The organism is Chitinophaga niabensis (assembly GCF_900129465.1).
GTDB lineage: Bacteria > Bacteroidota > Bacteroidia > Chitinophagales > Chitinophagaceae > Chitinophaga > Chitinophaga niabensis.
This window is the reverse complement of the sequence record NZ_FSRA01000002.1, coordinates 2868069-2889477: the sequence shown is the minus strand read 5'-3', so window position 1 is coordinate 2889477 and position 21409 is coordinate 2868069. Positions and strand designations below refer to the sequence as shown.

The window sequence follows — 21409 nt, the reverse complement described above, 5'->3', positions numbered from 1 at the left end:
TAGGAAAAGCAGCCCCGGTGGGCTGCTTTTCTAATTATAAGGCTATAGGCTTATAATGGTACAATATAAGGTTATAGACTTATAATGGGGTATTATAAGGTTATAGCCTTATATTTGTAGAGCCATGAAAAAGCACGCAGCCGTTATAACCGGCGACATCATTCAATCCTCCCTGCTGAAAACCGCGCAGCGTAAGCGTTTCCAACAAATATTGGAACGGGTTTTCGCTGCTATAAAGGAAAAGGATGGTACTTTCAGGGCGGAACAATACCGGGGAGACAGCTTCCAGGCGGTATTCATTCAAAATCCGGAACTGGCGCTTTACAGCGGACTGTTGTTACAGGCCTGGCTCCGAAAAGAAAATTTCCAGGTACGCATATCCATTGGTACAGGCGATATTACTTTTACCTCAAAAAACGTTGTTACATCGGACGGTACGGCCTTTCAACATTCGGGCCCCTACCTGGATGAGCTGAAGAAAAAGAACGGGCTCATCTCTGTTGTTAGCCCCCATTCCGCTGTTAACCAGGAATGGGCTATTCATAGCCAGGTGCTTTCTTTCCTGATGGAACGCTGGAGCATTCCACAGGCAGAAGCCATACTGGAACAACTGAACGGACTTACTCAGGCGCAAACCGCTGAGAAGCTGAAGATCCGCCAACCGGCTGTCAATCAAAGATTACAGGCAGCAGGATGGCAGGTGATCACGATGATCATCAGCAGGTTTGAACTGCAGATTTCATCCATGTTTTAAAAACCATATCTTATGCTTTTATTGATTAAATGGCTCTGCGCCCACCTTATAGGTGATTTCGCGCTGCAAACCACCGGTTTTGTACAACACAAACGGCGCCATAAAGCTGCATCTCCCTTTCTTTACATTCACTCCATCATGCATGGAGTACTGATCTATGTTTTCACCGGCTGGTGGCAGCAATGGATCATTCCGGTGATCGTGGCCGTCTCCCACTTTCTGATAGACTGGTGGAAAGTATACCGGAAAGACAATGCCCGCAATTTTCTTATCGACCAGGCTTTGCATGTACTGGTAATACTGGTATTGTGGATACAGGTATCCGAAGGATGGGCCAGCGTGCTGCCTTTCCTGTCTGCCATCCTGGAAGACAAAACCGTATGGGCGATCCTGCTGGGTTATGTGGCCGTGATATGGCCTATTTCCTTCCTCCTGGGTTTTACCACTAAACGCTGGCGCGACCAGGTGGCAGATGCAAGGTTCACCAACAGCAGGGCTTCCCTGAGCGAAGCCGGAAGATGGATCGGTATCTTTGAAAGGATCCTGGTGCTCACTTTTATTGTCACAGATCATTATGAAGGCATTGGTTTCCTGATCGCAGCGAAATCTATCCTTCGCTTCAATGATCTGAAGGATAATGAGAACCGCAGAGAAACAGAATATATCCTTATTGGTACGCTGATGAGCTTCTCTGCTTCTATTTTTACAGGACTTGTAGTAAAGCTTTTATTGGCGTAATTTTGCGGCATGACGAAGCTGAGTGTTAACATCAATAAGTTCGCCACACTGCGGAACGCACGCGGCGGCAATCTGCCTGATATTTTACAGGTAGCTAAAGACTGTGAACGGTTCGGTGCTGACGGTATTACGGTACATCCCAGGCCGGATGAACGCCATATCCGTTTCCAGGATGTAAGGGATCTGAAGCCACTGGTTACAACTGAATTCAATATTGAAGGCTATCCTTCGAAGGAGTTTATGGACCTGGTATTGGCTGTAAAACCACACCAATGTACCCTGGTTCCTGACCCTCCCGGAGCCATCACTTCCAACACCGGCTGGGATACGGTACAATACCAGTCTTTTCTGAAAGACGTGATCAGCACACTGAAAAAAGCAGGCATCAGGGTTTCTGTTTTCCTCAACCCGGATATCAGTAAAGTAGAAGGTGCCAAATCCGCAGGAGCGGACCGCATTGAGTTGTATACCGGCCCTTACGCAGAGGAATACACGAAGGCCCGCACACAACCGCAGAACTTTCGTTTATTCAACGATTATAAGAACACTGCCAAAGAAGCTTCTGCTATCGGGCTGGAATTAAATGCCGGCCATGACCTGAACCTGGATAACCTCCGGTTCTTCAAGCTGCACATCCCGCAGCTGAAAGAAGTATCGATTGGCCATGCCCTGGTGGCAGATGCCATTTATTTTGGATTGGAAAATACCATTCAGCTCTATAAACGGCTTTTAGTTGACTAAATAAAAAAGGCGGGAAGATCTTCCCGCCTTTTTTATGCTTCCAGTTTCGCCCAACCCGTTTCCCTGTACTTCGTGTACAGGAGGTACAATGCCGCAAAGGACATTAGTCCGAAAATAAGCACGAGCCAGATGTATCCAGCAATAAAATAATGCCCCACACCTATCACACCCGGTACGATCAGAATAAGCATGCCTTTGATGAAAGTGCCTGCACTTTGTTTGATATTCAATTCTGCAGAAAAAGGTAACCTGCGCAGGTAGATGAACGCAAAGGCAAGATTGATCACAATCACATTAAAAAAGCCCAGTAGCAGGTCAGGCATGATCTTCAGGCCCCATACCCACAATGAAAATGCGGAGAGCAATAAATAGAACGGCACAAAGAACTTCACCAGCGATGCCTTGAAGGCCCCCATCAGCAAAAGGCCGGGGGATTCTATCGGCGCCGCAAAATATACCCAGGCACTTTTATATTTATCGGAGTATACCAGGTTGCTGATAGCTGTGATAAATGCAAAACTGCTGCTGTAGATCAGGAAGATGAACATCTTTGTTTCCGGTAAATGTTTCCACTTCTCCCCTGCTGAAGTATGGTCGCCGGTAAAAAAGAAGTAGATGAAGTAGATCACTACATAAGCCAGGGAGGGATACACCTTTAGCTTAAACTCCCGGCTGCGGCCGGTGATCAGCCATACCAGTTCAAAAGACAACCGCTCCTGGCTGCCACTGGTGAGCAGGCGGGCCAGGCGTTTGTACCATGGTATGCCAGAAGAAACAGCCCGTGCTTTTTCCGGCTTACCACTATCTGTTCCGCTACCTCCCAGCATAGCCAGTTTCCTGTTAAAGCTGGGTGCAAATACTTTGATCACCAGCCACAGGCTGGCAAAAGGAACAATGAAGGATAAGGCGATGAAAATTAAGAACTGTGGTGTGTAGATGCCATCTGTTACAGCCTGCCAGGCACCGGCAAACCAGGTAAGGGGTATCAGGTTCAGCCAGGTATGATCAGAAAGCCTTACCTCTGCCAGGTTCACATTCTTCATCACACGCGGAGCCAGGTAAACAATACCAAACAGCAATACACTCAGCCCCATCTGGATCCAGTTCAGGATCTCTTTAAACTTTTCCGGAGTAGTTAATTGTAAGGCAACCAGGTATACGGCATTGATGAGGAAAATACTGAAGATGCATAATAACAAAGCCAGCAACACAAACCAAAGTGCAGATACGGCCCCTGTTTCAACAAAGAGGTATACAAGTACCGGCAGCATCATGGGAACCACTATCTTGGAGATATGGATCACAATGTGCATCATGCGGGATACCACTACTGTTTTATCATTCACCGGCTTGGGCAGGATCACGAAATTATCTTTCACATCTATAAGCACACTGGTAAAGTCTGCGATCAGGGTGGTAGACATCATCATCATAAACAGCGAGAACCATATCAGCATCTGCAGGAAATGGTCCTTTGCAATAAAGAATGCATAGAGGTAAAATATGCCCATCACAAAGGACATAAGGATCACACCCCAGGAGCCGTTCTTTATCTCCTTTTTCTTTTGCTGGCGGGCCTGCATATAAGCAGAAGGCCGGCGGTCATCCATTTTGAGCTTTACTTCCAGGATAGCCCTCAGTTGTTCCACATCTACGCCCAAACGTTTCCAGACGGGATTCAGCAGGGAAACCAGGTATAAGAAGAATTTGTTCATGGTTAACTGTTTTGGTTCCCTAATGCATGAATAAATGCATCTGCCGCGCCGGAAAAACCTTCCTTACCGGTAAGGTTTGCAAATACTTTTTCCAGGGTATCCCCTTCAGATTGTTTCAACTGTTCAAACGTACCGTCTGCCACAATACTTCCCTCATTGATCAGTACGATCCTGTCCGATACTTTTTCTACCACATCCATCATATGCGAGCAATAGAAAATGGTTTTGCCTTCTTTTTTCAGCAGGGAGAGAATCTCTTTCACAATGATCACAGCATTGGCATCCAGTCCGGAAAGCGGTTCATCCAGCACCACGATCTGCGGGTTATGCAGCAGGCCGGAAGTGATCAGTACTTTCTGTTTCATCCCCTTCGAAAAAGTGTCCATCCGCTGATCTCTGTTCCCAAGCAGGCCAAAAGCATCCAGCATGCGGGTAGCCCGTTCCGTTATCACCGTTTCATCCAGTTTATACAATTTCCCTACGAAGGACAGGTACTCCATGGGTGTGAGCACATCATATATTTCTGCATTTTCCGGTACGTAACCAATGAGGCCCTTAATGGCCAATGTATCTTTGCGGAGGTCCTGGCCCAGGACTGTCACCTCTCCTTCAAAGTCGCTGAGCAAACCGATCAGCACTTTTACCGTAGTGGATTTACCAGCGCCATTCGGACCAATGTAACCAATGATCTGGCCGGGATAAACTTCCAGGTTGATGCCTTTCAGCACCTGCTTTTCACCATAACTTTTTCTGAGATCCCTGATAGAGATAATAGGCTGCATATGTGTAGTTTTTAAATGGTCAATCCGGCTTCCAGCCAATGCGGTCGCCAAATTTCCCCAGGCCCATCCACTGATTCAATGGCAGGCTGATACCAAGATGATTAAATGCAACGGTCCGCTGATACCAGGACCGTGCAAAGCGTAATTGTAATTTATTCACGACCACCCCAACGCCCAAAGAGAAACCGCTTAGCCCCTGCTGGGATACCATGGCCAGTTCCTTTCGCCGCAGGTGATTATAAGCTGCAGTTAATTCCACGTACTTTCCTATTTCGAATTGTGCCGCCAGCACAAAGTGGCGGAAGATCTTATCTACAGTACCACTGCTTCTGTTAGTTGTATCTCCGTTCTCTATGACTGTTCCTTCTTCAAAACCCGGATCTGCATAACGGATATCAAACTGATAAATATGATGCAGGGTGGCGGATAATTGCAAAGGCACGTGTTCCAGTCTTTTTGAAATACCAACCTGCAGATCAAAGGGTAAAGGTTCTTTTTCACCACCGCCATAAGCACTCAGCTGGGTACCCATATTCTTTGCCATGAGCCCGGCCTGCCATCCCCTGGCGGTATCCTGGTAGGCAATCCCTACATCTGTACTGATACCGGAAGATTGATATTGCAGGTAACGGGAATGAATATATTTTATGCTCAAGCCATAATACCATTTTTCCAGGTATTTGCGGGAAGCGCTGATCTGCCAGGCAAGATCATTCGGACGAAAGGTACCCATTACATTCCCTGCTGCATCCGTATGTGTGATATCTCCGTAACCTACATACTGCAAACTGGTGGCAAAGGTAGTGGCCACAGAAGGTACATGAAAAGCCGCTGCTACGTGCAGGTATTTCACACCGGCGAAATAACCCGCATAATTCACCTGCAATTGTGTATGCATAGAAGGCCGCAACAATGCAGGATTCAGTAATGCCAGGGAAAGATCATTATTCTGCTGGCTGACGTTTACCCCTCCCAATGCCGTGATCTGTGGAGCAGCCGGCAGGTCCAGGAAGGAATAGACATTTTTTCCACCCAGCACCTGTGCATGAGCGGAGGAGGATAATAACAGTAATATAAACAGGTTGCGGAGCACGAAAATGAAGATACAAATAACAACAATAAAGCCACCCTTGCGGATGGCTTTATTTTAAACCCTTAAACAATCAACATGCGCTCACTTCGCTAAAAGTGAACTTGTGGTAACAAGGTATGCCAGGAATGAATAACCTTGTTTCTATCTCTTTAATAACGCTGTTTCCAGCACTTGGTTCATTTCTTTTACATAATGGAACTTTAATCCTTTGATATACTCGGGATTAATGTCCGTAATATCCTTCTCGTTCTGCCAGCAGAGTACGATCTCTTTGATCCCGGCACGTTTGGCAGCAAGGATCTTTTCCTTGATCCCGCCAACGGGTAATACCTGTCCGCGTAAAGTGATCTCACCGGTCATAGCCAGGTAAGGTTTCACCCTGCGGCCGGTAAAACTGGAAACAAGTGCCGTAAGCATGGTAATACCTGCGCTGGGGCCGTCTTTTGGAACGGCGCCTTCCGGTACGTGCACATGCACATTTTTATGCTGCAGTACTTTCGGATCTATCTTTAATGCACTCGCATTGGATTGTACATAACTGAGCGCGGTCACAGCTGATTCCTTCATCACATTGCCGAGGTTACCGGTGAGCTTCAACTCTCCCTTACCATCACTGAGGCTGGTTTCAATGAAGAGGATATCTCCTCCTACATACGTCCAGGCTAAACCTACCGCTACCCCTGCGGGGTTGCCGGTTTTATAGATCTCATTGCTGTATTTGGGTTTTCCCAGTGCTTTATCCGCTCTTTCCTCCGAAATGGTATCTTTCAGCTTTGTGCCCATGGCCACATCTTTAGCCAGGGAACGCATGATGGCAGCAAACTGGCGGTCCAGTTCGCGCACACCACTTTCCCGGGTGTAATCAGCAATGATCTTTTCGATCACTTTATTGGCAAAAGTGAATTTATAATCCTTGAGGCCGTGTGCTTCTTTCTGTTTAGGGATCAGGTGACGTTTGGCGATCTCCATTTTTTCTTCGATGGAATAACCGCTCAGGTCAATGATCTCCAGCCTGTCGCGCAGGGCCAGTGGAATAGCATTGATATTGTTGGCCGTAGCGATGAATAACACCTTGCTGAGATCATATTCCAGCTCCAGGTAGTTATCGTAGAAGGTACCGTTCTGTTCAGGGTCCAGTACTTCCAGCAGTGCGGAAGCCGGGTCTCCTCTGAAATCGTTCCCTACTTTATCTATTTCGTCCAGGATCATTACCGGGTTGGAAGATTTTACCTTGCGGATGGTTTGCAGGATCCTGCCCGCCATAGCGCCAATGTACGTTTTCCGGTGCCCTCTGATCTCACTTTCGTCATGCAGGCCACCAAGGCTCAAACGGGCGTATTTACGGCCGATGGCATTGGCAATAGAACGTCCCAGGGATGTTTTACCGATACCGGGAGGGCCTACAAAACAAAGGATGGGCGACTTCATGTCCCCTTTCAGTTTCAGTACGGCCAGGTACTCAAGGATCCGTTCCTTGATGCGGTCCATACCATAGTGATCGTTATCCAGTACTTTTTTGGCTTTCTTCAGATCGTAACTGTCTTTGGTGTATTCCGCCCAAGGCAGGTCCAGCATCAGGTCCAGGTGATTGTACACCACGGAATAATCCGGTGTGCTGGGATGCATCCTTTCCAGTTTCTCAATGCCTTTGGTGAAAAGTTCTTTCGCAGCTTCGGGCCATTTTTTGAGCTCGGCCTTGCGTTGCATCTCTTTCACTTCCCGGTCGTTGGAATCTCCACCCAGTTCATCTTTAATGGATTTCAGCTGTTGTTGAAGGAAGTATTCCCTTTGCTGTTTATCCAGGTCTGCCTTGGTTTTATTATTGATCTTGTTCTTCAGTTCTGCCAGTTGCAGTTCTACCTGCAGCAATTTCATCAGCAACTCTGCACGAACGCGCAGGTTATTGATCTCCAGGAGTTGTTGCTTTTCCTTTACATCGCTGTTGAGGTTGGAAGAAACAAAGTGGATCAGGAAAGGGGCGTTCTCAATATTCTTCAGGATCATGCTGGCCTCTGAAGGAATATTGGGCGATAACTGGATGATCTGCGCTGCGAGGTCCTTGATGGAAGAAACATAGGCATCAAATTCAGAATCATTTTCATCCACTTCATCGCTCAAAAGTTCATAATGCGCTTTGAAGTAAGGGTCTTCCGTCACTATATCATTGATCTTAAAGCGTTTACGCCCCTGGATAATGATAGTAGTGCCTCCATCCGGCATTTTGATCAGCTTCACGATCTTGGCCACGGTGCCCACCTCGCTGAGGTCGGTTACGCCGGGTTCTTCTATGTTACTGTCTTTTTGCGCTACAACACCAATCATTTTGTCAGTCTTGTAAGCGTCGTTTACAGCCTTTATGGATTTATCTCTTCCAACGGTAATAGGTAAAACTACTCCGGGAAAAAGTACGGTATTGCGTAGTGGTAACAGGGAAAGTTCTTCAGGGATCTTGTCATCCTCCATACCCTCGCCATCTTCATTGAGAGGGATGATAGGCATAAATTCCATCTCTTCTTCCGAATTGCCTAAGAAAAATGTGTTCATCTGTCAGTTTTAAGTCCGGGGACAATATGGCAGTACGTTGGCCCAAATCACCCCCAATTAGATAGTATAGCTATATAGTCAACTTTAATGCCATGATCCCGGATATAAAAAAAGAGGATACCCTTGCAGGATATCCTCTATATGTCAGATGTAGGTTGAAAACTATAAGGTGATACCAACACCCAGCTGAATGGATTGGTTTTTCCATTTACTGGGATCTGTGGCACCAGCTACCGTAACATCGTTCACATTAGAAAGACCGACCACGTAACGGGCACTGATATTTACGATGGGTAATTGCAGCCAGAGACCACCTACTGCGGAAAAGTCACCGCTTTTAAATGCCTCTTTACCTTCCTGGAACACATTTTTCTTTTTGCTGGTGAGGATGCTGAATTGCGGACCTACCTGCAACTTGAAACGGGGAGAGCCCAGGTCGATGTTTGCCAGGATGGGAATGCTTAAGTAGTTCAGTTTGGGTTTGGTTTCTTTCAGGTTCTGGAATTCATTATCCAGTTCAAATTCTGAAGTGTTCTTTACTTCTGCTTTGGTGGAAGAGAAAACAAGTTCCGGTTGGATACCAAATCCTTTTACAAGATTAATTTGTGCAAAAGCACCCAGGTGATAACCAAGTTTGAAGGCTTCGTCATAACCTGTCCCGTCAATCTTTCCGAGGTTAGCGCCTCCTTTGATACCGAAGCGTAATAATTTTTGGGCGTTGGCGGTGGATACGGTTACACATGTAATGACTGCCAGGGCGAAAAACAGTTTTTTCATATTGGTTTGTTTAATGTCCTATAAAATGACTCCTATAATAGACGCAGGAAATACTCCTGACCCCTATAGCACATACAAAAGCCATGCTAGATTCTATAAGGTAACGCTTACGCTGGCCGTAAAGTATCCGGTAATGCCGTTATCCTCTCCCTGCAGGAGTTTGAAGGCAGTGTAAGATGGGGAAACTGTGATCCTTCCGATGATATAGGAAAGCCTCACGCCAAGGTCCACCGCTCTTGGCTGAAAGCCTGTTTTGTCACTGATCGTAGTTTCCCTGTTGCGGCGCTTGATCAGTTTAGAGCGGGATACGTATTGAAAGCTTTTGAGGTTGCTGTAGTAATGTGCGGTACCTGCGGTAAAAGAGGCTACAGGCATCAGGAGGATGGCTGCATCTTTTTTGAGTACATCCAGGAAAATAAAGGAGTGACGCACATCTGCAATGATATTGAAATCACTGCCGGTAATAGTGCGCTCTGTTCTGCGGTTAAGTTGTTCTTTGAATTTCCCCCAGCCAAAATCCACGCTGATCCCCGGTTCCAGCCACCATTTACGATAAAAGAAATAAGCGAATACTTCATTTGTAATGGGCGTAACAGGTATATCTGAAGAATCTTTATAAAAATAACGGGTATAGGAAATACCGGAGATGAAATCTTTGTTCTTCGTATAATCGTATCCTGCATTGAGGTCCAGCTCAAACCATGGGTTGCGTGTAGCGTTCAGAAGATAGTAACTGTATACAGATGCATACAGCCCACTCTTATGGTTATACGAAATATTGGGAGAGAGGAAAGGTTTCATGGTAACCGGCCTGAAAGGATCTGTAGCCTTTCCGCCATATGCCGGGTTGTTGCCAAATCCCAGGCCGATCACCACCTCACTTTTCTTTTGTTTATTGAGAAGCGAATCCAATTGTCTTTCGAGGTCGGCCAAAGACTGGCCTGCTGCCTGCAAAGCAGAAAGGAGCAATAGTGAAAAGACGATACGGAATTGCATAGCCGGGCCTTGGATATGCAAGATATAGGAAAAATCCTATACTAATTCAATCACCGTAATCTCCGGCATAATGCCTACCCTGCCGGGATAGCCGAGGAAACCAAAGCCGCGGTTCACGTACAGACTTTGTTTGCCATCCTGGTAAAGACCAGCCCATTGTTTATAGATATATTGGGCCGGGCTCCATTTGAAGAAGGGGATCTCCACACCAAACTGCATACCATGGGTATGCCCTGCCAGCATAAGGTCTATATCTTTATAATCACTCCTTACCTGTGCATCCCAGTGGGTGGGATCATGGGAAAGCAGGATCTTAAATGGAATGTCTGCCGTGCCTTCATAAGCTGCCTTCATATCACCTTTACGGGGAAAACGCGGATTAGCGCTCCAGTTCTCAATACCCAGCAGTGCCATTTTCTCCCCATCCTTTTCCAGGATCACATTTTCATTCATCAGCAGGCGCCAGCCCATTTCTCCATGGATAGATTTAAGGCGTTCTAAGTTCTTCGCCTTCAGCACACTCTGGCGTTTCTCGTCATAATCCGGCCAGGGGTAGTAATCTCCGTAATCGTGATTACCCAGTGTGGAATATACACCCATGGGAGCTTTGATCTGGTTAAAAACGGAGATGTAATTGTCCATTTCGTCAGATTTATCATTCACCAGGTCTCCGGTGAACACTACCAGGTCAGGTTTCTGGGCTTTGATCAGTTCCACCCCTTTCATAACTGCCTCTTTATCATTGAAACTGCCTGAATGCACGTCAGAGATCTGCACAATGGTCATGCCTTTGAAAGCGGCCGGCAGGTTTTTAAAAGTGAGTCGGATCTTGCGCACATGATAATTATACTTGTTACTAAGCCCGTACAAAAGTGTGCCCAGCATAGTCCCCCCAAGCAAAAGGCCTGTTTTCATCAGGAACTGGGAGCGGGAAATACCGGTGGCTTCTTCCTTGCCTTGTTCCACCAAAGCCACTGCAGGAGCAGAACGTACTTTTTCTATCACCCAAAGCACGCCCCTGCGGCCATCATCGATCAGCAGGAAAACGATCACCAAAGCTTTGGCAAAGAACACACCCACCGCTACCGTAATGTAATAGGAACGTGCCAGCATGAACTTTTCCCAGGGAATTTTGGAATAAAAAAGAACAGAGGCCAGGATAATGGCGGAAACTACCCAGTAGAGGGTGAAGATCACCATTTTCCATTTCGGAGAAAATGTAGCCACTATAGAACGGATCGCTACAAACACGTATGCGTCCATCGCCAGAAAGAGGAGTACAATAAATAAGGTAGACAAGGCTGAAGGTCCCGTTCTCATAAATATGTATAAATCAATTATTTCTTAAAAGCCGAAACGGCAAATTTACCATAAACCGCCCGGTTAGGAATGGTTGTTTGGTTAAGTAGACGATCATGTGACTGAAAAATTGCAATCCCCGAAGAAAAATCCTTACTTTTCCCCACCGGTGGGGTGTGAATAAATAAATGAGGGGCCTGCCCCATATTTTAGTGATTCGTTGTATTTTTGTCGGATTGGGCATTAATAATTTATAAAATACAATATGAAGTTCACCTATTACGGCCATTCGAGTTTTGCAGTGGAGGTAAAGGGTAAAAAGATCCTTTTCGATCCTTTTATTACTCCCAACGATCTGGCCAGTTCAATAGATGTAAATCGTATTGAGGCGGATTACATATTTGTATCCCACGGGCATGCGGACCATGTGGCAGACCTGAAAGGAGTGGCAGAGCGAACGGGTGCAAAGGTGGTAGGCGCATTTGAGTTGACGGAATGGATCTCCAAACAGGGCATCTCCAATGTACACCCTATGAATACGGGTGGTAAATGGGCTTTTGACTTTGGCACTGTTAAATGTGTAGTTGCACATCATTCCAGCGGGTTGCCGGATGGCAGTTATGGAGGAAATCCCCTGGGCTTTGTTTTCACCACATCAGAAGGCAATTTTTATTATAGCGGGGATACGGCGCTGACGTTCGATATGGAACTTATTCCGCGTTTCGCCAAACTGGATTTTGCCATCCTGCCAATAGGAGATAACTTCACCATGGGGGCAGAAGATGCCATCATTGCAGCAGAGTTTATTGAATGCAGCCGGATCGTTGGCGTACATTACGACACGTTCGGATATATTAAAATAGATCATAAGGAAGCAACCCAGCAGTTTGAAGCAGCAGGATTAACTTTGCTGCTGCCGGCGATAGGGGAAACGATCAATATTTAGGTTCCTGATTATCCTATTTCAACCTTAGAATTTAAGACAGAACAATGGCAAGAATTATCGCAATCGCCAATCAGAAAGGGGGCGTGGGAAAAACCACCAGCGCTATTAACCTGGCCAGCAGCCTGGCAGTATTGGAGTACAAAACACTGCTCGTTGATGCAGATCCGCAAGCTAACAGCACCACCGGGCTGGGCTTTGACCTGCGCAATGTACAGCAGAGCCTGTACGACTGCATGGTGAATGATGTACAGGCAAAGGATGTGGTACTGGAATCAGATACCCCTAACCTGAAAGTGCTACCCTCTCATATTGACCTCGTAGGTGCTGAACTGGAACTCATCAATCACCCTAACCGGGAAAGAGTGATGAAGTCAGTAATTGATTCCGTTCAGGGCGATTATGATTTCGTGATCGTAGATTGTTCTCCCTCCCTGGGCCTGATCACCGTGAATGCCCTTGTAGCATCCAATTCCGTGATCATTCCCGTTCAGTGCGAGTTCTTTGCACTGGAAGGTTTGGGTAAATTGCTCAATACTATCAAGATCGTTCAAAGCAGGCTTAATACAGACCTGGAGATTGAAGGCATCCTCATGACCATGTACGATGGCCGTTTGCGCCTCAGCAACCAGGTAGTGGATGAAGTAAAACAACACTTCGAAGAAAGCGTGTTCAATACCATCATTCACCGGAACACCAAACTGGGAGAAGCACCCAGCTTCGGTAAGTCGGTGATCATGTACGACGCTATGAGTACAGGTGCCATCAATTACCTGAACCTGGCCAAAGAGATCCTGCAAAAGCATAACTTCACAAAGATCAGAACAGAAGATAAAATCTTAGCAATAAACGATGACCAATCCGAGTAAGAAAGAAGCGTTGGGGAAAGGTATCCGCTCGCTGCTGCAAAATATAGATACGGACCTGAAGCAAACTACCAGTGCTTTGGGTGATACTGTTGTAGCCCAGGCTACCGGCATAGAGCGCATTCCTTTGGACCAGATTGAGGTGAATCCCAAACAACCAAGAAGGGATTTCGACGAGCAGGCTTTACAGGAGCTGAGTCAGTCTATCAAGTTACACGACATCATTCAGCCTGTTACCGTTTCCAAAGTTGGAAAGAAATACCAGCTGATAGCCGGTGAACGCCGCTTCCGTGCCAGTAAGATGGCCGGATTGAAGGATATCCCTGCTTATGTTCGTCAGGCTAACGACCAGGAACTCCTGGAACTGGCCCTGCTGGAAAACCTCCAACGCGAAAATCTGAATGCCATAGAAATAGCCCTCAGCTATAAAAGGCTCATGGAAGAGGTATCCCTCACCCAGGAGCAGGTGGCAGACCGGATGGGTAAAGAAAGAAGCACCGTTACCAACTACATACGCCTGCTGAAACTGCCGCCAGACATCCAGGTAGCAGTAAGGAACAGCAAATTAAGCATGGGCCATGCCCGTACGCTGATTGGTGTGGAGAACGTGGAAAAGCAGTTGTTCATCTTCGGTGAGATCATGAAAAATGGCCTTTCTGTACGCCAAACGGAAGAACTGGTGCGGAAAGTGAATCAAAATAGTGACAGGGGTAGTGTGAAGAAACCGGCTAAAAGCTCCCTCCCTCCTGCTTATCAGAAAATACAGGACAACCTGGCCTCCCATTTTTCCACCAAAGTGAACCTGGACAGAAGTAAGAACGGAAAAGGAAGTATCAATATCGAGTTTTACTCAGATGAAGAACTGGATAGCATCCTGGAAAAATTATCATTATACGGTGAAAAATAAGGCAGGGTACATGTTGCGTATCTTGTTGTGCCTGTTCTTATTCTCTGCATTCTCAAGCCATGCGCAGGACACAACAATGGTACACCGGCTGGTGATGGACTCACTCAAACGTGAGAAAGCTGCGATGCGGGATACCATCACTGTGCCTCCTACTGTTGCAGATACCCTCCTCGCCAATTACAAAGCACTGCACAGCCCCCGTAGAGCTGCATTCTATTCAGCCGTACTTCCGGGACTGGGCCAGATATACAACCGTCAATACTGGAAATTACCCCTCGTGTATGCTGCCATCGGTATCAGCACCGGCGTGTTTATCTTCAATATGGACAAATACACGGAATTCCGGAATGCCTACCGCGTAAGGGTGGCCAATACAAACAACCCGGACTTCGTAGATCCTTATCCCCGGTATAGTGGTGAAGACCTCAAATACCTGCGGGACGCCTACCGGCAATATGTGGATTACTCCGTACTCGTCTTTGTGGCAGCATACGCGCTGCAAATTGTAGATGCCACCGTGTTTGCGCACTTACGGCAGTTTGATATCAGTGATGATCTGAGCCTGCGTGTAGCACCCACCATCATCAACAACCGTGCGCTGGGTATTCAGCTCAATATTTCCCTTAGTCCCCGTAAAGCAAAAACGGGACTGGCTTTCAGATAACACATTGCATTTTTTAGATATGAAGATAGCATTAATAGGATACGGCAAAATGGGCCAGGCCATAGAAGCCATTGCCCTGGGCCGTGGACACGAGATCGTTCACAGGATAGACATTAACAGCAGCCACCTGCTGGAAAAAGAACACCTGCAACAGGCAGATGTAGCTATTGAATTCACCACGCCGGAAACTGCGTATGACAATATTATCCGTTGCTTTGATGCCAATGTGCCCGTTGTTTGTGGTACTACCGGCTGGCTGGACAAACTTCCCCAGGTAAAATCCCAGTGCCTTGAAAAACATCAGGCTTTCCTGTATGCCAGCAATTTCAGCATCGGAGTGAACATTTTCTTTGAACTCAACCGCCGCCTGGCTGAGCTGATGGCTCCCCAGAGCGCTTACGGCGTGAGCATGGAAGAGATCCACCATACACAGAAAAAAGATGCTCCCAGCGGTACCGCTATTACCCTGGCAGAACAGATCCTGGAAAAGGTGCCCGGCAAAAAAGGCTGGGTGAATGAGGAAAGTACTGACCCGGCCCAGCTGGCGATTATTTCCAAAAGGATCAACCCCGCTCCCGGCACTCATACGATCACTTACAGCTCTCCTATAGACGATATCACCATCACGCATACCGCACATTCCCGCGAAGGTTTTGCCGCCGGCGCTGTGACCGCAGCGGAATGGCTGAAGGGCAAGAAAGGTATCTTTACCATGAAGGATGTGCTAAGCCTCTAGCTATCAGGCATAGCCCCAAAAAGACGCCGGTTTTTGTTATATTTGTACTTTGGGAGTGCAAAAACTACAGATTCATTACTAAACATGCTGTCTAAAAAAACACAATATGCGTTTCACGCATTGATATATCTGGCCGAAAATGTTGACAAAGGGCCTATCCTGATATCAGAGATAGCGTCCGAAAAAAGTATTTCCATTAAATTTTTGGAAAATATATTGTTGGAATTGAAAAATGCCGGAATTTTAGGGAGTAAAAAAGGGAAAGGCGGGGGATATTACCTCATGCGTACGCCAAAAGAGATTCCGCTGGCCCGTATCATCCGCTTGTTGGACGGCCCTATTGCCCTTCTGCCCTGTGTGAGCCTGAATTACTACGAACGCTGCGAAAACTGTAAAGATGAAGCAGTATGCGGCCTGCATGAAGTGATGAGCAAAGTAAGGGATGCCACACTTAAACTATTGGAAAACAAGTCTTTAAAAGATATCCTCACAAGGGACTAACTTATTTACATGGGTTATATAAGCAGGGAAAGGCCATGGGTCTTTCCCTTTTTCTTTTCCCGGAAGCCCTGAAAAATACCTACTTATAGGTATTGCCGGCCATTTTCGGCCAAATTATCTTTACCCTTTAATTGGCTGAAAAACAACAACTTGTCAATATCCTAATCCCTATACAGCAGAGAATCGTCAAAACGTAAAAAACCGTATACCTGTTCCAGCGGAAATGGAGGTGGAGCCCCACAACCACCCCTGTGAACGGGTTTGCGATTTAAAGCAGAAAGATATCAGCAATGGCTAATCCCGGATGGAATTAATCGACCTTTTGATCATAAGCATTGACGTTCCCCAGGAAAGTTAAAGGGCTGGCTGCAAAGTGATTGCGCTTTGGGGCTGGCCCTAAGCTTTTACAGGACGGCAGCCTTTAACTGATCTGCCGGCTTTTTACAGGCTTCCAAACCCTTTTCGGACTTCCTGCCAGCTTTTTTCAGGGCGGTCGGTCCTTCATGGACTTCCTGCTGGCTTTTTACAGTGCGGTTAGCCCTTCACGGACTTTCTGCCAGCTTTTTACGGGACGACGGTCGGTCCTTCACGGACTTCCTGCCAGTTTTTTCAGGGCGGCCGGCCCTTCACGGACTTCCTGCCAGCTTTTTACAGGCTTCCAAACCCTTCATGCAGCTCCTGCCTCTTCCCCTGCAACCCAGTCCCCCTTCCCCCAAACTTTTTCCACAATACCAATATTTAGTCTATCTTTTTTATAGGTTTTATGTATTTTTGCTGTATTGTAGAAGGAAGCTACACATGAAAGATTTACCCGGGCTTTTAGCCCAGCAGAAAGATATTGCAGCAGGAATACGCATTTTAACAGCCGAATTTCCCGGCGCTGTTGCCTTTTCCACGTCGTTTGGCCAGGAAGACCAGGTGTTGGCAGACATCATCTGGAAGAACAACCTGCCTGTACGGGTCTTTACATTAGATACCGGCAGGCTTTTCCAGGAAACATATGACCTGATGGACCTTACCCGGGCCCGCTATAAACAGCCTTTCGAGATCTATTTCCCGGAAACGGCTGCTGTAGAAGCTCTGGTGAAAGAAAAAGGCATGAACAGCTTTTACGACTCTGTTGAAAACCGCAAAGAATGCTGTTACATCCGCAAAGTGGTTCCTTTGAACCGTGCTTTGCAGGGAACAAAGGTTTGGATCACCGGCCTCCGCGCAGAACAAAGTGAAAACCGGCACGATATGCCGGTATTGGAATGGGACGAAGGCCGCCAGCTCTATAAATACAACCCCCTCATCCATTGGACGTTTGAAGAAATGACAGCCTACCTGGATAAACACAACGTGCCTTATAATAAACTGCACGACAAAGGTTTCATCAGTATCGGCTGCGCCCCTTGTACCCGCGCTATTGAACCAGGAGAACATCCGCGCGCCGGAAGGTGGTGGTGGGAAGAATCCAAGAAAGAATGCGGTTTACACACTAGTTGATCAAGTTTAACATCGTTATATGAGTAGTATTCAATGGCAATTTCCGCGGGCACTGGAGGATGAAGCAATTTACATCCTGCGGGAAACCGCTGCGCAGTTTGAACGGCCTGCCATCCTCTTTTCAGGTGGAAAGGATTCTATCACACTTGTACGTTTAGCACAAAAAGCTTTTTACCCGGGCAAGATCCCCTTCCCTTTATTACATGTGGACACTGGTCACAACTTTCCCGAAACCATAGAGTTCCGCGACTGGCTGGTGGAATCACTCGGCCTTGAACTGATCGTACGTAATGTGCAGGACAGTATCAACCAGGGCAAAGTGAAGGAAGAAACCGGTAAATACGCCAGCAGGAATGCCTTGCAGACTGTTACCCTCCTGGATGCCATTGAAGAACTGAAGTTTGATGCCTGCATCGGCGGCGCCCGCAGAGATGAGGAAAAAGCACGCGCCAAGGAAAGGATCTTTTCTGTACGCGATGAATTTGGCCAATGGAACTCCAAGATCCAGCGCCCTGAATTGTTTGACCATCTCAACGGTAAGATCAACATAGGTGAGAACGTTCGGGTGTTCCCCATCTCTAACTGGACGGAACTGGACGTTTGGAATTATATCCGTGAAGAAGGCCTCGCCATCCCTTCCATCTACTTCTCTCACGAAAGAGAGATCATTGAAAGGGACGGCATGTACTGGCCTTATTCTGATTTCCTCAACACCACGGAAGATGAAAAGCCCTTCCCGGCTAAAGTACGCTTCCGCACAGTAGGGGATATGACCTGTACCGCAGCAGTGATGTCTGAAGCAGATAAGCTGGAAGACATCATCACAGAGATACTGGCCGCCAAGATCTCCGAAAGAGGCGCCCGTATTGATGATAAGCGCTCAGAAGCCGCCATGGAAAAACGCAAGAACGCAGGGTATTTTTAAACTACGAATTGACTAACAATGGATGTTTTACGTATAACCACTTCAGGTAGTGTGGATGATGGAAAGAGTACACTCATCGGCCGTTTGCTGTTTGACACTAAATCTATCACCCAGGATAAAATGGAAGCCCTCACTGCTGCAAGCAAACGCAAGGGCCTGGATTTTACAGACCTCTCCCTCCTTACAGACGGCCTTATCGCTGAACGGGAACAGGGTATTACCATTGATGTGGCTCATATTTACTTCTCTACGCCTAACCGCAAATACATTATTGCAGATACGCCCGGCCACTTTGAATACACCCGTAACATGGTCACCGGTGCTTCCACTTCACAGGTATCGCTCATCCTCATCGATGCAAGGAAAGGTATTGTTGAACAAACTTACCGCCACTTCTTCATCGCCTGCATGCTGCGCATTCCGCACCTGGTGGTTTGTATCAATAAAATGGACCTCGTGGAATATGATGAGGCCCGCTTTAACCAGATCACGGAAGATTTTCAGCAACTGCTGAAAGGTTCTTTCTACGAGGATAAAGAAGTGAAGTTCATCCCCATCTCCTCTCTCTATGGAGAAAATGTGGTAACGAGAACTGAAAAGATCAGCTGGTATAAAAGCCTGCCACTGCTGGAATACCTGGAAGGAATTGAACTGGATGCAACAGACCGTCAGCATCCTGCACGTTTCCCCGTACAATATGTGATCCGTCCTAAAACTGAACAGCATCACGACTTCCGCGGTTTCGCCGGAAAGGTGGCCAGCGGCAGTTTTCATGTGGGCGCGGAAATTGTTTCCCTGCCCAATGGTCAGCGCAGTAAGATCAAATCAATTGAAAAGTTTGAACAGCAACTGGATGCGGCACATGCTACAGAAAGTGTAGTGATCACGCTGGAAGATGAAATAGATATCAGTCGTGGTAACCTGCTGGTAACGCCGGATAACATTCCGGAAGGCCGCAAAGAGATTGTTGCACACATCTGCTGGATGGACCAGCAAAAGCTCAGCGCAGGTAAAACTTACCTGTTGCAGCATGGTGCTAACCGCATCAAAGCAAAAGTGCAGCAGCTGCATAACGTGGTAGAAGTGACCACTAACCGTATAGAAGAGAAAACGGAAATGGGATTGAATGATATCGGTAAGATCACTTTAAAAACAGCCCAGCCTGTATTTGCAGATGCCTACCAGGCCAACCCTGCAAACGGCACCTTCATCCTGGTGGATGAATTCAGCAATGCAACCGTTGCAGTGGGTTTCGTGGATTAAGCCATATGTCAACTAAAATAAAAAAAGCCGGAGGTATTACTTCCGGCTTTTACATTTGCAATCAATGCACATTCAACCAAACCAACTTCACATCTCTCCTGTTTTCCTGTGAGCGTTTAAGTGTTACGAGCGTATTTCTGTCTATATCGTAGTCCGCCATAGAGAACAATGCAATATTTTTTTGCTGCTGAAAAACCGCATTCCGGCGGGGTATCACCTCCTTTCCTTCCAGCGCATAATAGAAACCATTGCCTTCGCGGGCATCACGCATCACCGTCAATTTTCCTTTCTCCAGTTTCTCTTTATTCTCTTCCAGGTCATTCATCAGGATGTAATCATGTTTAACGCCGGGAACATAAGAGAAGAATTTATACTGGTCTGAAAGATCAATTTTATCCGTAGCGTTCTCGCGGTTCTTCTGGTAGAAGGCTTTCATGATCAGGCCGGGATTCAATTGCCTTTTAGGCACCATCCAGGTATTGATCTCCTTCCCTTCCGCATCCATATCTATCACCGCTACATTGGAAAGGATGGTGCTGATCACCACGGGCACACTGTTCACTAAACGCACAAAATTGTCCAGCTCTTCAAACACGATGGAATAACCACCGTCCTTTTTTATGAATACATTCTGCGGCACGCCTTCATAAGATGCTTTAGGGCCAAATACTTCCAGGCTTTTCTGGTTGGCTTTATCGGGAAAGATCTCTTTGGCTGCCACCGCTTCCATGGTACTCAGTTGTACAGTTGTGAGCCAGGTGGCCATTTTTTTGTCTTCCTTCAGATGGGCTTCTAAAAGGATCAGCTGGTCCGTGTATGGATTGTACTTTACAAAACCACCCTGTACGGATACACCTGTAGGAAAAGAAAGGGAAGAGAAACGGAAGAAGATATGCCCTTTTTCCAGCGTTGCCAGCTTCATTTCGCTGCTGGCCACTTCATTGGCAGCATTCTGTGCCATACCGAGGATACAGAGCTTTTTATCGCCTATTACCACCATGTCCCAATACTGGAACCTCGTTTCGTTATCCGGGCCGGTAAAACGTGCACGGCTGATTTCATGATGATCTGCTGCATAATGTACGATCTCATAACCTGCATCTGCCTCTTCCATGTTGGCATACATCCATACCGCATAGTTTTCGCTGTAGGGATCTTTGATCACTAGGAAGTCCGAACTGCTCAACTTCTTTTTGCGGCGGTTCACTTTATCCAGGTTGGCTACGGTATCCTCCCGTAATAATTGTCCCGTGCCGGCATCGATGGTAAGCCTCACCAACAGGGGGCGTTTGCTTTCCTTTACACTATACAGCACCGTGGCATTCCCCTGCGATTCAAAAATAGCGTCCAGGTTACCATTCCTGATATGGGCAAAAGTGGATGTTCCGGTAGTAGTGTCTATCCGCCGGTGGCTGGAATCATATAGCTGGATATTGACCCCTTTGGAGGGAAAATGTACATACAGGGTGTTACCGTTCTTCAGTTGCAGGATGCGGGCTAAGCCTCCGGAAGGCTCCTCAAAGGAAGGGCTCTCTGCAATTGTTTTGATCTGGGCATGCAGCGCAAACGGAAATACTGCCAAAAGGCAGAGGGATAAGGCTCTTCTCATTTTTTCATAGGATAATACGATGTAATATACTAATAATATATAATACATAGTGCATTAATGGCAGGTGG

General features: G+C 46.8%; 20 protein-coding genes. 12 read left to right on the top strand and 8 right to left on the bottom strand.

The annotated features are described in order from the left end of the window. Nucleotides 1-124: 124 nt before the first annotated feature. The 3 genes from BUR42_RS29205 to BUR42_RS29195 are packed head-to-tail and all read left to right on the top strand — an operon-like array spanning nt 125 to nt 2233. Nucleotides 125-754 (top strand): SatD family protein, encoded by a 630-nt coding sequence (locus BUR42_RS29205; protein WP_074243050.1) that lies wholly within the window; start codon nt 125-127, stop codon nt 752-754. Nucleotides 755-766: 12 nt separating this feature from the next. Next, nucleotides 767-1492, top strand: a complete 726-nt coding sequence (locus BUR42_RS29200; protein WP_074243049.1) for a DUF3307 domain-containing protein — start codon at nt 767-769, stop codon at nt 1490-1492. 9 nt (nt 1493-1501) lie between these two features. Beyond that, nucleotides 1502-2233, top strand: a complete 732-nt coding sequence (locus BUR42_RS29195; protein ID WP_074243048.1) for a pyridoxine 5'-phosphate synthase — start codon at nt 1502-1504, stop codon at nt 2231-2233. Between the two features lie 32 nt (nt 2234-2265). Here BUR42_RS29195 and BUR42_RS29190 read toward each other — a convergent pair whose 3' ends face one another. The 7 genes from BUR42_RS29190 to BUR42_RS29160 all read right to left on the bottom strand — a co-directional run bounded on the left by BUR42_RS29190 (nt 2266) and on the right by BUR42_RS29160 (nt 11460). Next, the gene (locus BUR42_RS29190) at nt 2266-3948 is read right to left on the bottom strand and encodes a hypothetical protein (protein WP_074243047.1); all 1683 of its coding nucleotides are present in this window, start codon (nt 3946-3948) and stop codon (nt 2266-2268) included. Nucleotides 3949-3950: 2 nt separating this feature from the next. Then, on the bottom strand, nt 3951-4730 hold the full coding sequence (locus BUR42_RS29185; protein WP_074243046.1) for an ABC transporter ATP-binding protein: 780 nt from the start codon (nt 4728-4730) through the stop codon (nt 3951-3953). 19 nt (nt 4731-4749) lie between these two features. Further along, nucleotides 4750-5823, bottom strand: coding sequence for a type IX secretion system protein PorQ (gene porQ / locus BUR42_RS29180; RefSeq protein WP_074243045.1), 1074 nt, complete (start codon nt 5821-5823; stop codon nt 4750-4752). A gap of 141 nt (nt 5824-5964) precedes the next feature. Continuing rightward, the gene (gene lon / locus BUR42_RS29175) at nt 5965-8367 is read right to left on the bottom strand and encodes an endopeptidase La (RefSeq protein WP_074243044.1); all 2403 of its coding nucleotides are present in this window, start codon (nt 8365-8367) and stop codon (nt 5965-5967) included. A 162-nt stretch (nt 8368-8529) separates the two neighbouring features. Next, on the bottom strand, nt 8530-9144 hold the full coding sequence (locus BUR42_RS29170; protein ID WP_074243043.1) for a porin family protein: 615 nt from the start codon (nt 9142-9144) through the stop codon (nt 8530-8532). 93 nt (nt 9145-9237) lie between these two features. Next, nucleotides 9238-10140, bottom strand: coding sequence for a hypothetical protein (locus tag BUR42_RS29165; protein WP_143197631.1), 903 nt, complete (start codon nt 10138-10140; stop codon nt 9238-9240). A gap of 36 nt (nt 10141-10176) precedes the next feature. Beyond that, a complete protein-coding gene (locus BUR42_RS29160) occupies nt 10177-11460 on the bottom strand; it encodes a metallophosphoesterase (RefSeq protein ID WP_074243041.1) in 1284 nt (427 codons plus the stop codon). A gap of 244 nt (nt 11461-11704) precedes the next feature. Here BUR42_RS29160 and BUR42_RS29155 point away from each other — a divergent pair, with 244 nt between their 5' ends. The 9 genes from BUR42_RS29155 to BUR42_RS29115 all read left to right on the top strand — a co-directional run bounded on the left by BUR42_RS29155 (nt 11705) and on the right by BUR42_RS29115 (nt 19732). Then, nucleotides 11705-12385 carry a metal-dependent hydrolase gene (locus BUR42_RS29155; protein ID WP_074243040.1) on the top strand — a complete coding sequence of 227 codons (681 nt, stop codon included), beginning with the start codon at nt 11705-11707 and terminating at the stop codon, nt 12383-12385. Nucleotides 12386-12429: 44 nt separating this feature from the next. After that, complete coding sequence (locus BUR42_RS29150; protein WP_074243039.1) at nt 12430-13251, top strand: ParA family protein; 822 nt, start codon at nt 12430-12432, stop codon at nt 13249-13251. Beyond that, nucleotides 13235-14155: a ParB/RepB/Spo0J family partition protein gene (locus BUR42_RS29145; RefSeq protein ID WP_074243038.1), complete on the top strand. Its 921-nt coding sequence runs from the start codon at nt 13235-13237 to the stop codon at nt 14153-14155. Before BUR42_RS29150 ends, BUR42_RS29145 begins: the two co-directional genes overlap by 17 nt. 10 nt (nt 14156-14165) lie before the next feature. Next, a complete protein-coding gene (locus tag BUR42_RS29140; RefSeq protein ID WP_143197630.1) occupies nt 14166-14819 on the top strand; it encodes a DUF5683 domain-containing protein in 654 nt (217 codons plus the stop codon). A gap of 19 nt (nt 14820-14838) precedes the next feature. After that, a complete protein-coding gene (gene dapB / locus BUR42_RS29135; RefSeq protein ID WP_074243036.1) occupies nt 14839-15555 on the top strand; it encodes a 4-hydroxy-tetrahydrodipicolinate reductase in 717 nt (238 codons plus the stop codon). Between the two features lie 84 nt (nt 15556-15639). Then, on the top strand, nt 15640-16056 hold the full coding sequence (locus BUR42_RS29130; RefSeq protein ID WP_074243035.1) for an RrF2 family transcriptional regulator: 417 nt from the start codon (nt 15640-15642) through the stop codon (nt 16054-16056). Between the two features lie 798 nt (nt 16057-16854). Further along, the gene (locus BUR42_RS29125; protein WP_074243034.1) at nt 16855-17544 is read left to right on the top strand and encodes a phosphoadenylyl-sulfate reductase; all 690 of its coding nucleotides are present in this window, start codon (nt 16855-16857) and stop codon (nt 17542-17544) included. Between the two features lie 19 nt (nt 17545-17563). Beyond that, complete coding sequence (gene cysD, locus BUR42_RS29120) at nt 17564-18469, top strand: sulfate adenylyltransferase subunit CysD (RefSeq protein WP_074243033.1); 906 nt, start codon at nt 17564-17566, stop codon at nt 18467-18469. A gap of 18 nt (nt 18470-18487) precedes the next feature. Continuing rightward, nucleotides 18488-19732: a sulfate adenylyltransferase subunit 1 gene (locus tag BUR42_RS29115; RefSeq protein ID WP_074243032.1), complete on the top strand. Its 1245-nt coding sequence runs from the start codon at nt 18488-18490 to the stop codon at nt 19730-19732. A 61-nt stretch (nt 19733-19793) separates the two neighbouring features. Here BUR42_RS29115 and BUR42_RS29110 read toward each other — a convergent pair whose 3' ends face one another. Beyond that, the gene (locus tag BUR42_RS29110; protein ID WP_143197629.1) at nt 19794-21341 is read right to left on the bottom strand and encodes a hypothetical protein; all 1548 of its coding nucleotides are present in this window, start codon (nt 21339-21341) and stop codon (nt 19794-19796) included. Nucleotides 21342-21409: the final 68 nt, after the last annotated feature.

Bases quoted from the DNA above. Each gene is read 5' to 3' on its own strand.
- BUR42_RS29205 (WP_074243050.1), top strand. From the start codon at position 125: ATGAAAAAGCACGCAGCCGTTATAACCGGCGACATCATTCAATCCTCC.
- BUR42_RS29200 (WP_074243049.1), top strand. From the start codon at position 767: ATGCTTTTATTGATTAAATGGCTCTGCGCCCACCTTATAGGTGATTTC.
- BUR42_RS29195 (WP_074243048.1), top strand. From the start codon at position 1,502: ATGACGAAGCTGAGTGTTAACATCAATAAGTTCGCCACACTGCGGAAC.
- BUR42_RS29190 (WP_074243047.1), bottom strand. From the start codon at position 3,948: ATGAACAAATTCTTCTTATACCTGGTTTCCCTGCTGAATCCCGTCTGG.
- BUR42_RS29185 (WP_074243046.1), bottom strand. From the start codon at position 4,730: ATGCAGCCTATTATCTCTATCAGGGATCTCAGAAAAAGTTATGGTGAA.
- lon (WP_074243044.1), bottom strand. From the start codon at position 8,367: ATGAACACATTTTTCTTAGGCAATTCGGAAGAAGAGATGGAATTTATG.
- BUR42_RS29170 (WP_074243043.1), bottom strand. From the start codon at position 9,144: ATGAAAAAACTGTTTTTCGCCCTGGCAGTCATTACATGTGTAACCGTA.
- BUR42_RS29165 (WP_143197631.1), bottom strand. From the start codon at position 10,140: ATGCAATTCCGTATCGTCTTTTCACTATTGCTCCTTTCTGCTTTGCAG.
- BUR42_RS29160 (WP_074243041.1), bottom strand. From the start codon at position 11,460: ATGAGAACGGGACCTTCAGCCTTGTCTACCTTATTTATTGTACTCCTC.
- BUR42_RS29155 (WP_074243040.1), top strand. From the start codon at position 11,705: ATGAAGTTCACCTATTACGGCCATTCGAGTTTTGCAGTGGAGGTAAAG.
- BUR42_RS29150 (WP_074243039.1), top strand. From the start codon at position 12,430: ATGGCAAGAATTATCGCAATCGCCAATCAGAAAGGGGGCGTGGGAAAA.
- BUR42_RS29145 (WP_074243038.1), top strand. From the start codon at position 13,235: ATGACCAATCCGAGTAAGAAAGAAGCGTTGGGGAAAGGTATCCGCTCG.
- BUR42_RS29140 (WP_143197630.1), top strand. From the start codon at position 14,166: ATGTTGCGTATCTTGTTGTGCCTGTTCTTATTCTCTGCATTCTCAAGC.
- dapB (WP_074243036.1), top strand. From the start codon at position 14,839: ATGAAGATAGCATTAATAGGATACGGCAAAATGGGCCAGGCCATAGAA.
- BUR42_RS29130 (WP_074243035.1), top strand. From the start codon at position 15,640: ATGCTGTCTAAAAAAACACAATATGCGTTTCACGCATTGATATATCTG.
- BUR42_RS29125 (WP_074243034.1), top strand. From the start codon at position 16,855: ATGAAAGATTTACCCGGGCTTTTAGCCCAGCAGAAAGATATTGCAGCA.
- cysD (WP_074243033.1), top strand. From the start codon at position 17,564: ATGAGTAGTATTCAATGGCAATTTCCGCGGGCACTGGAGGATGAAGCA.
- BUR42_RS29115 (WP_074243032.1), top strand. From the start codon at position 18,488: ATGGATGTTTTACGTATAACCACTTCAGGTAGTGTGGATGATGGAAAG.
- BUR42_RS29110 (WP_143197629.1), bottom strand. From the start codon at position 21,341: ATGAGAAGAGCCTTATCCCTCTGCCTTTTGGCAGTATTTCCGTTTGCG.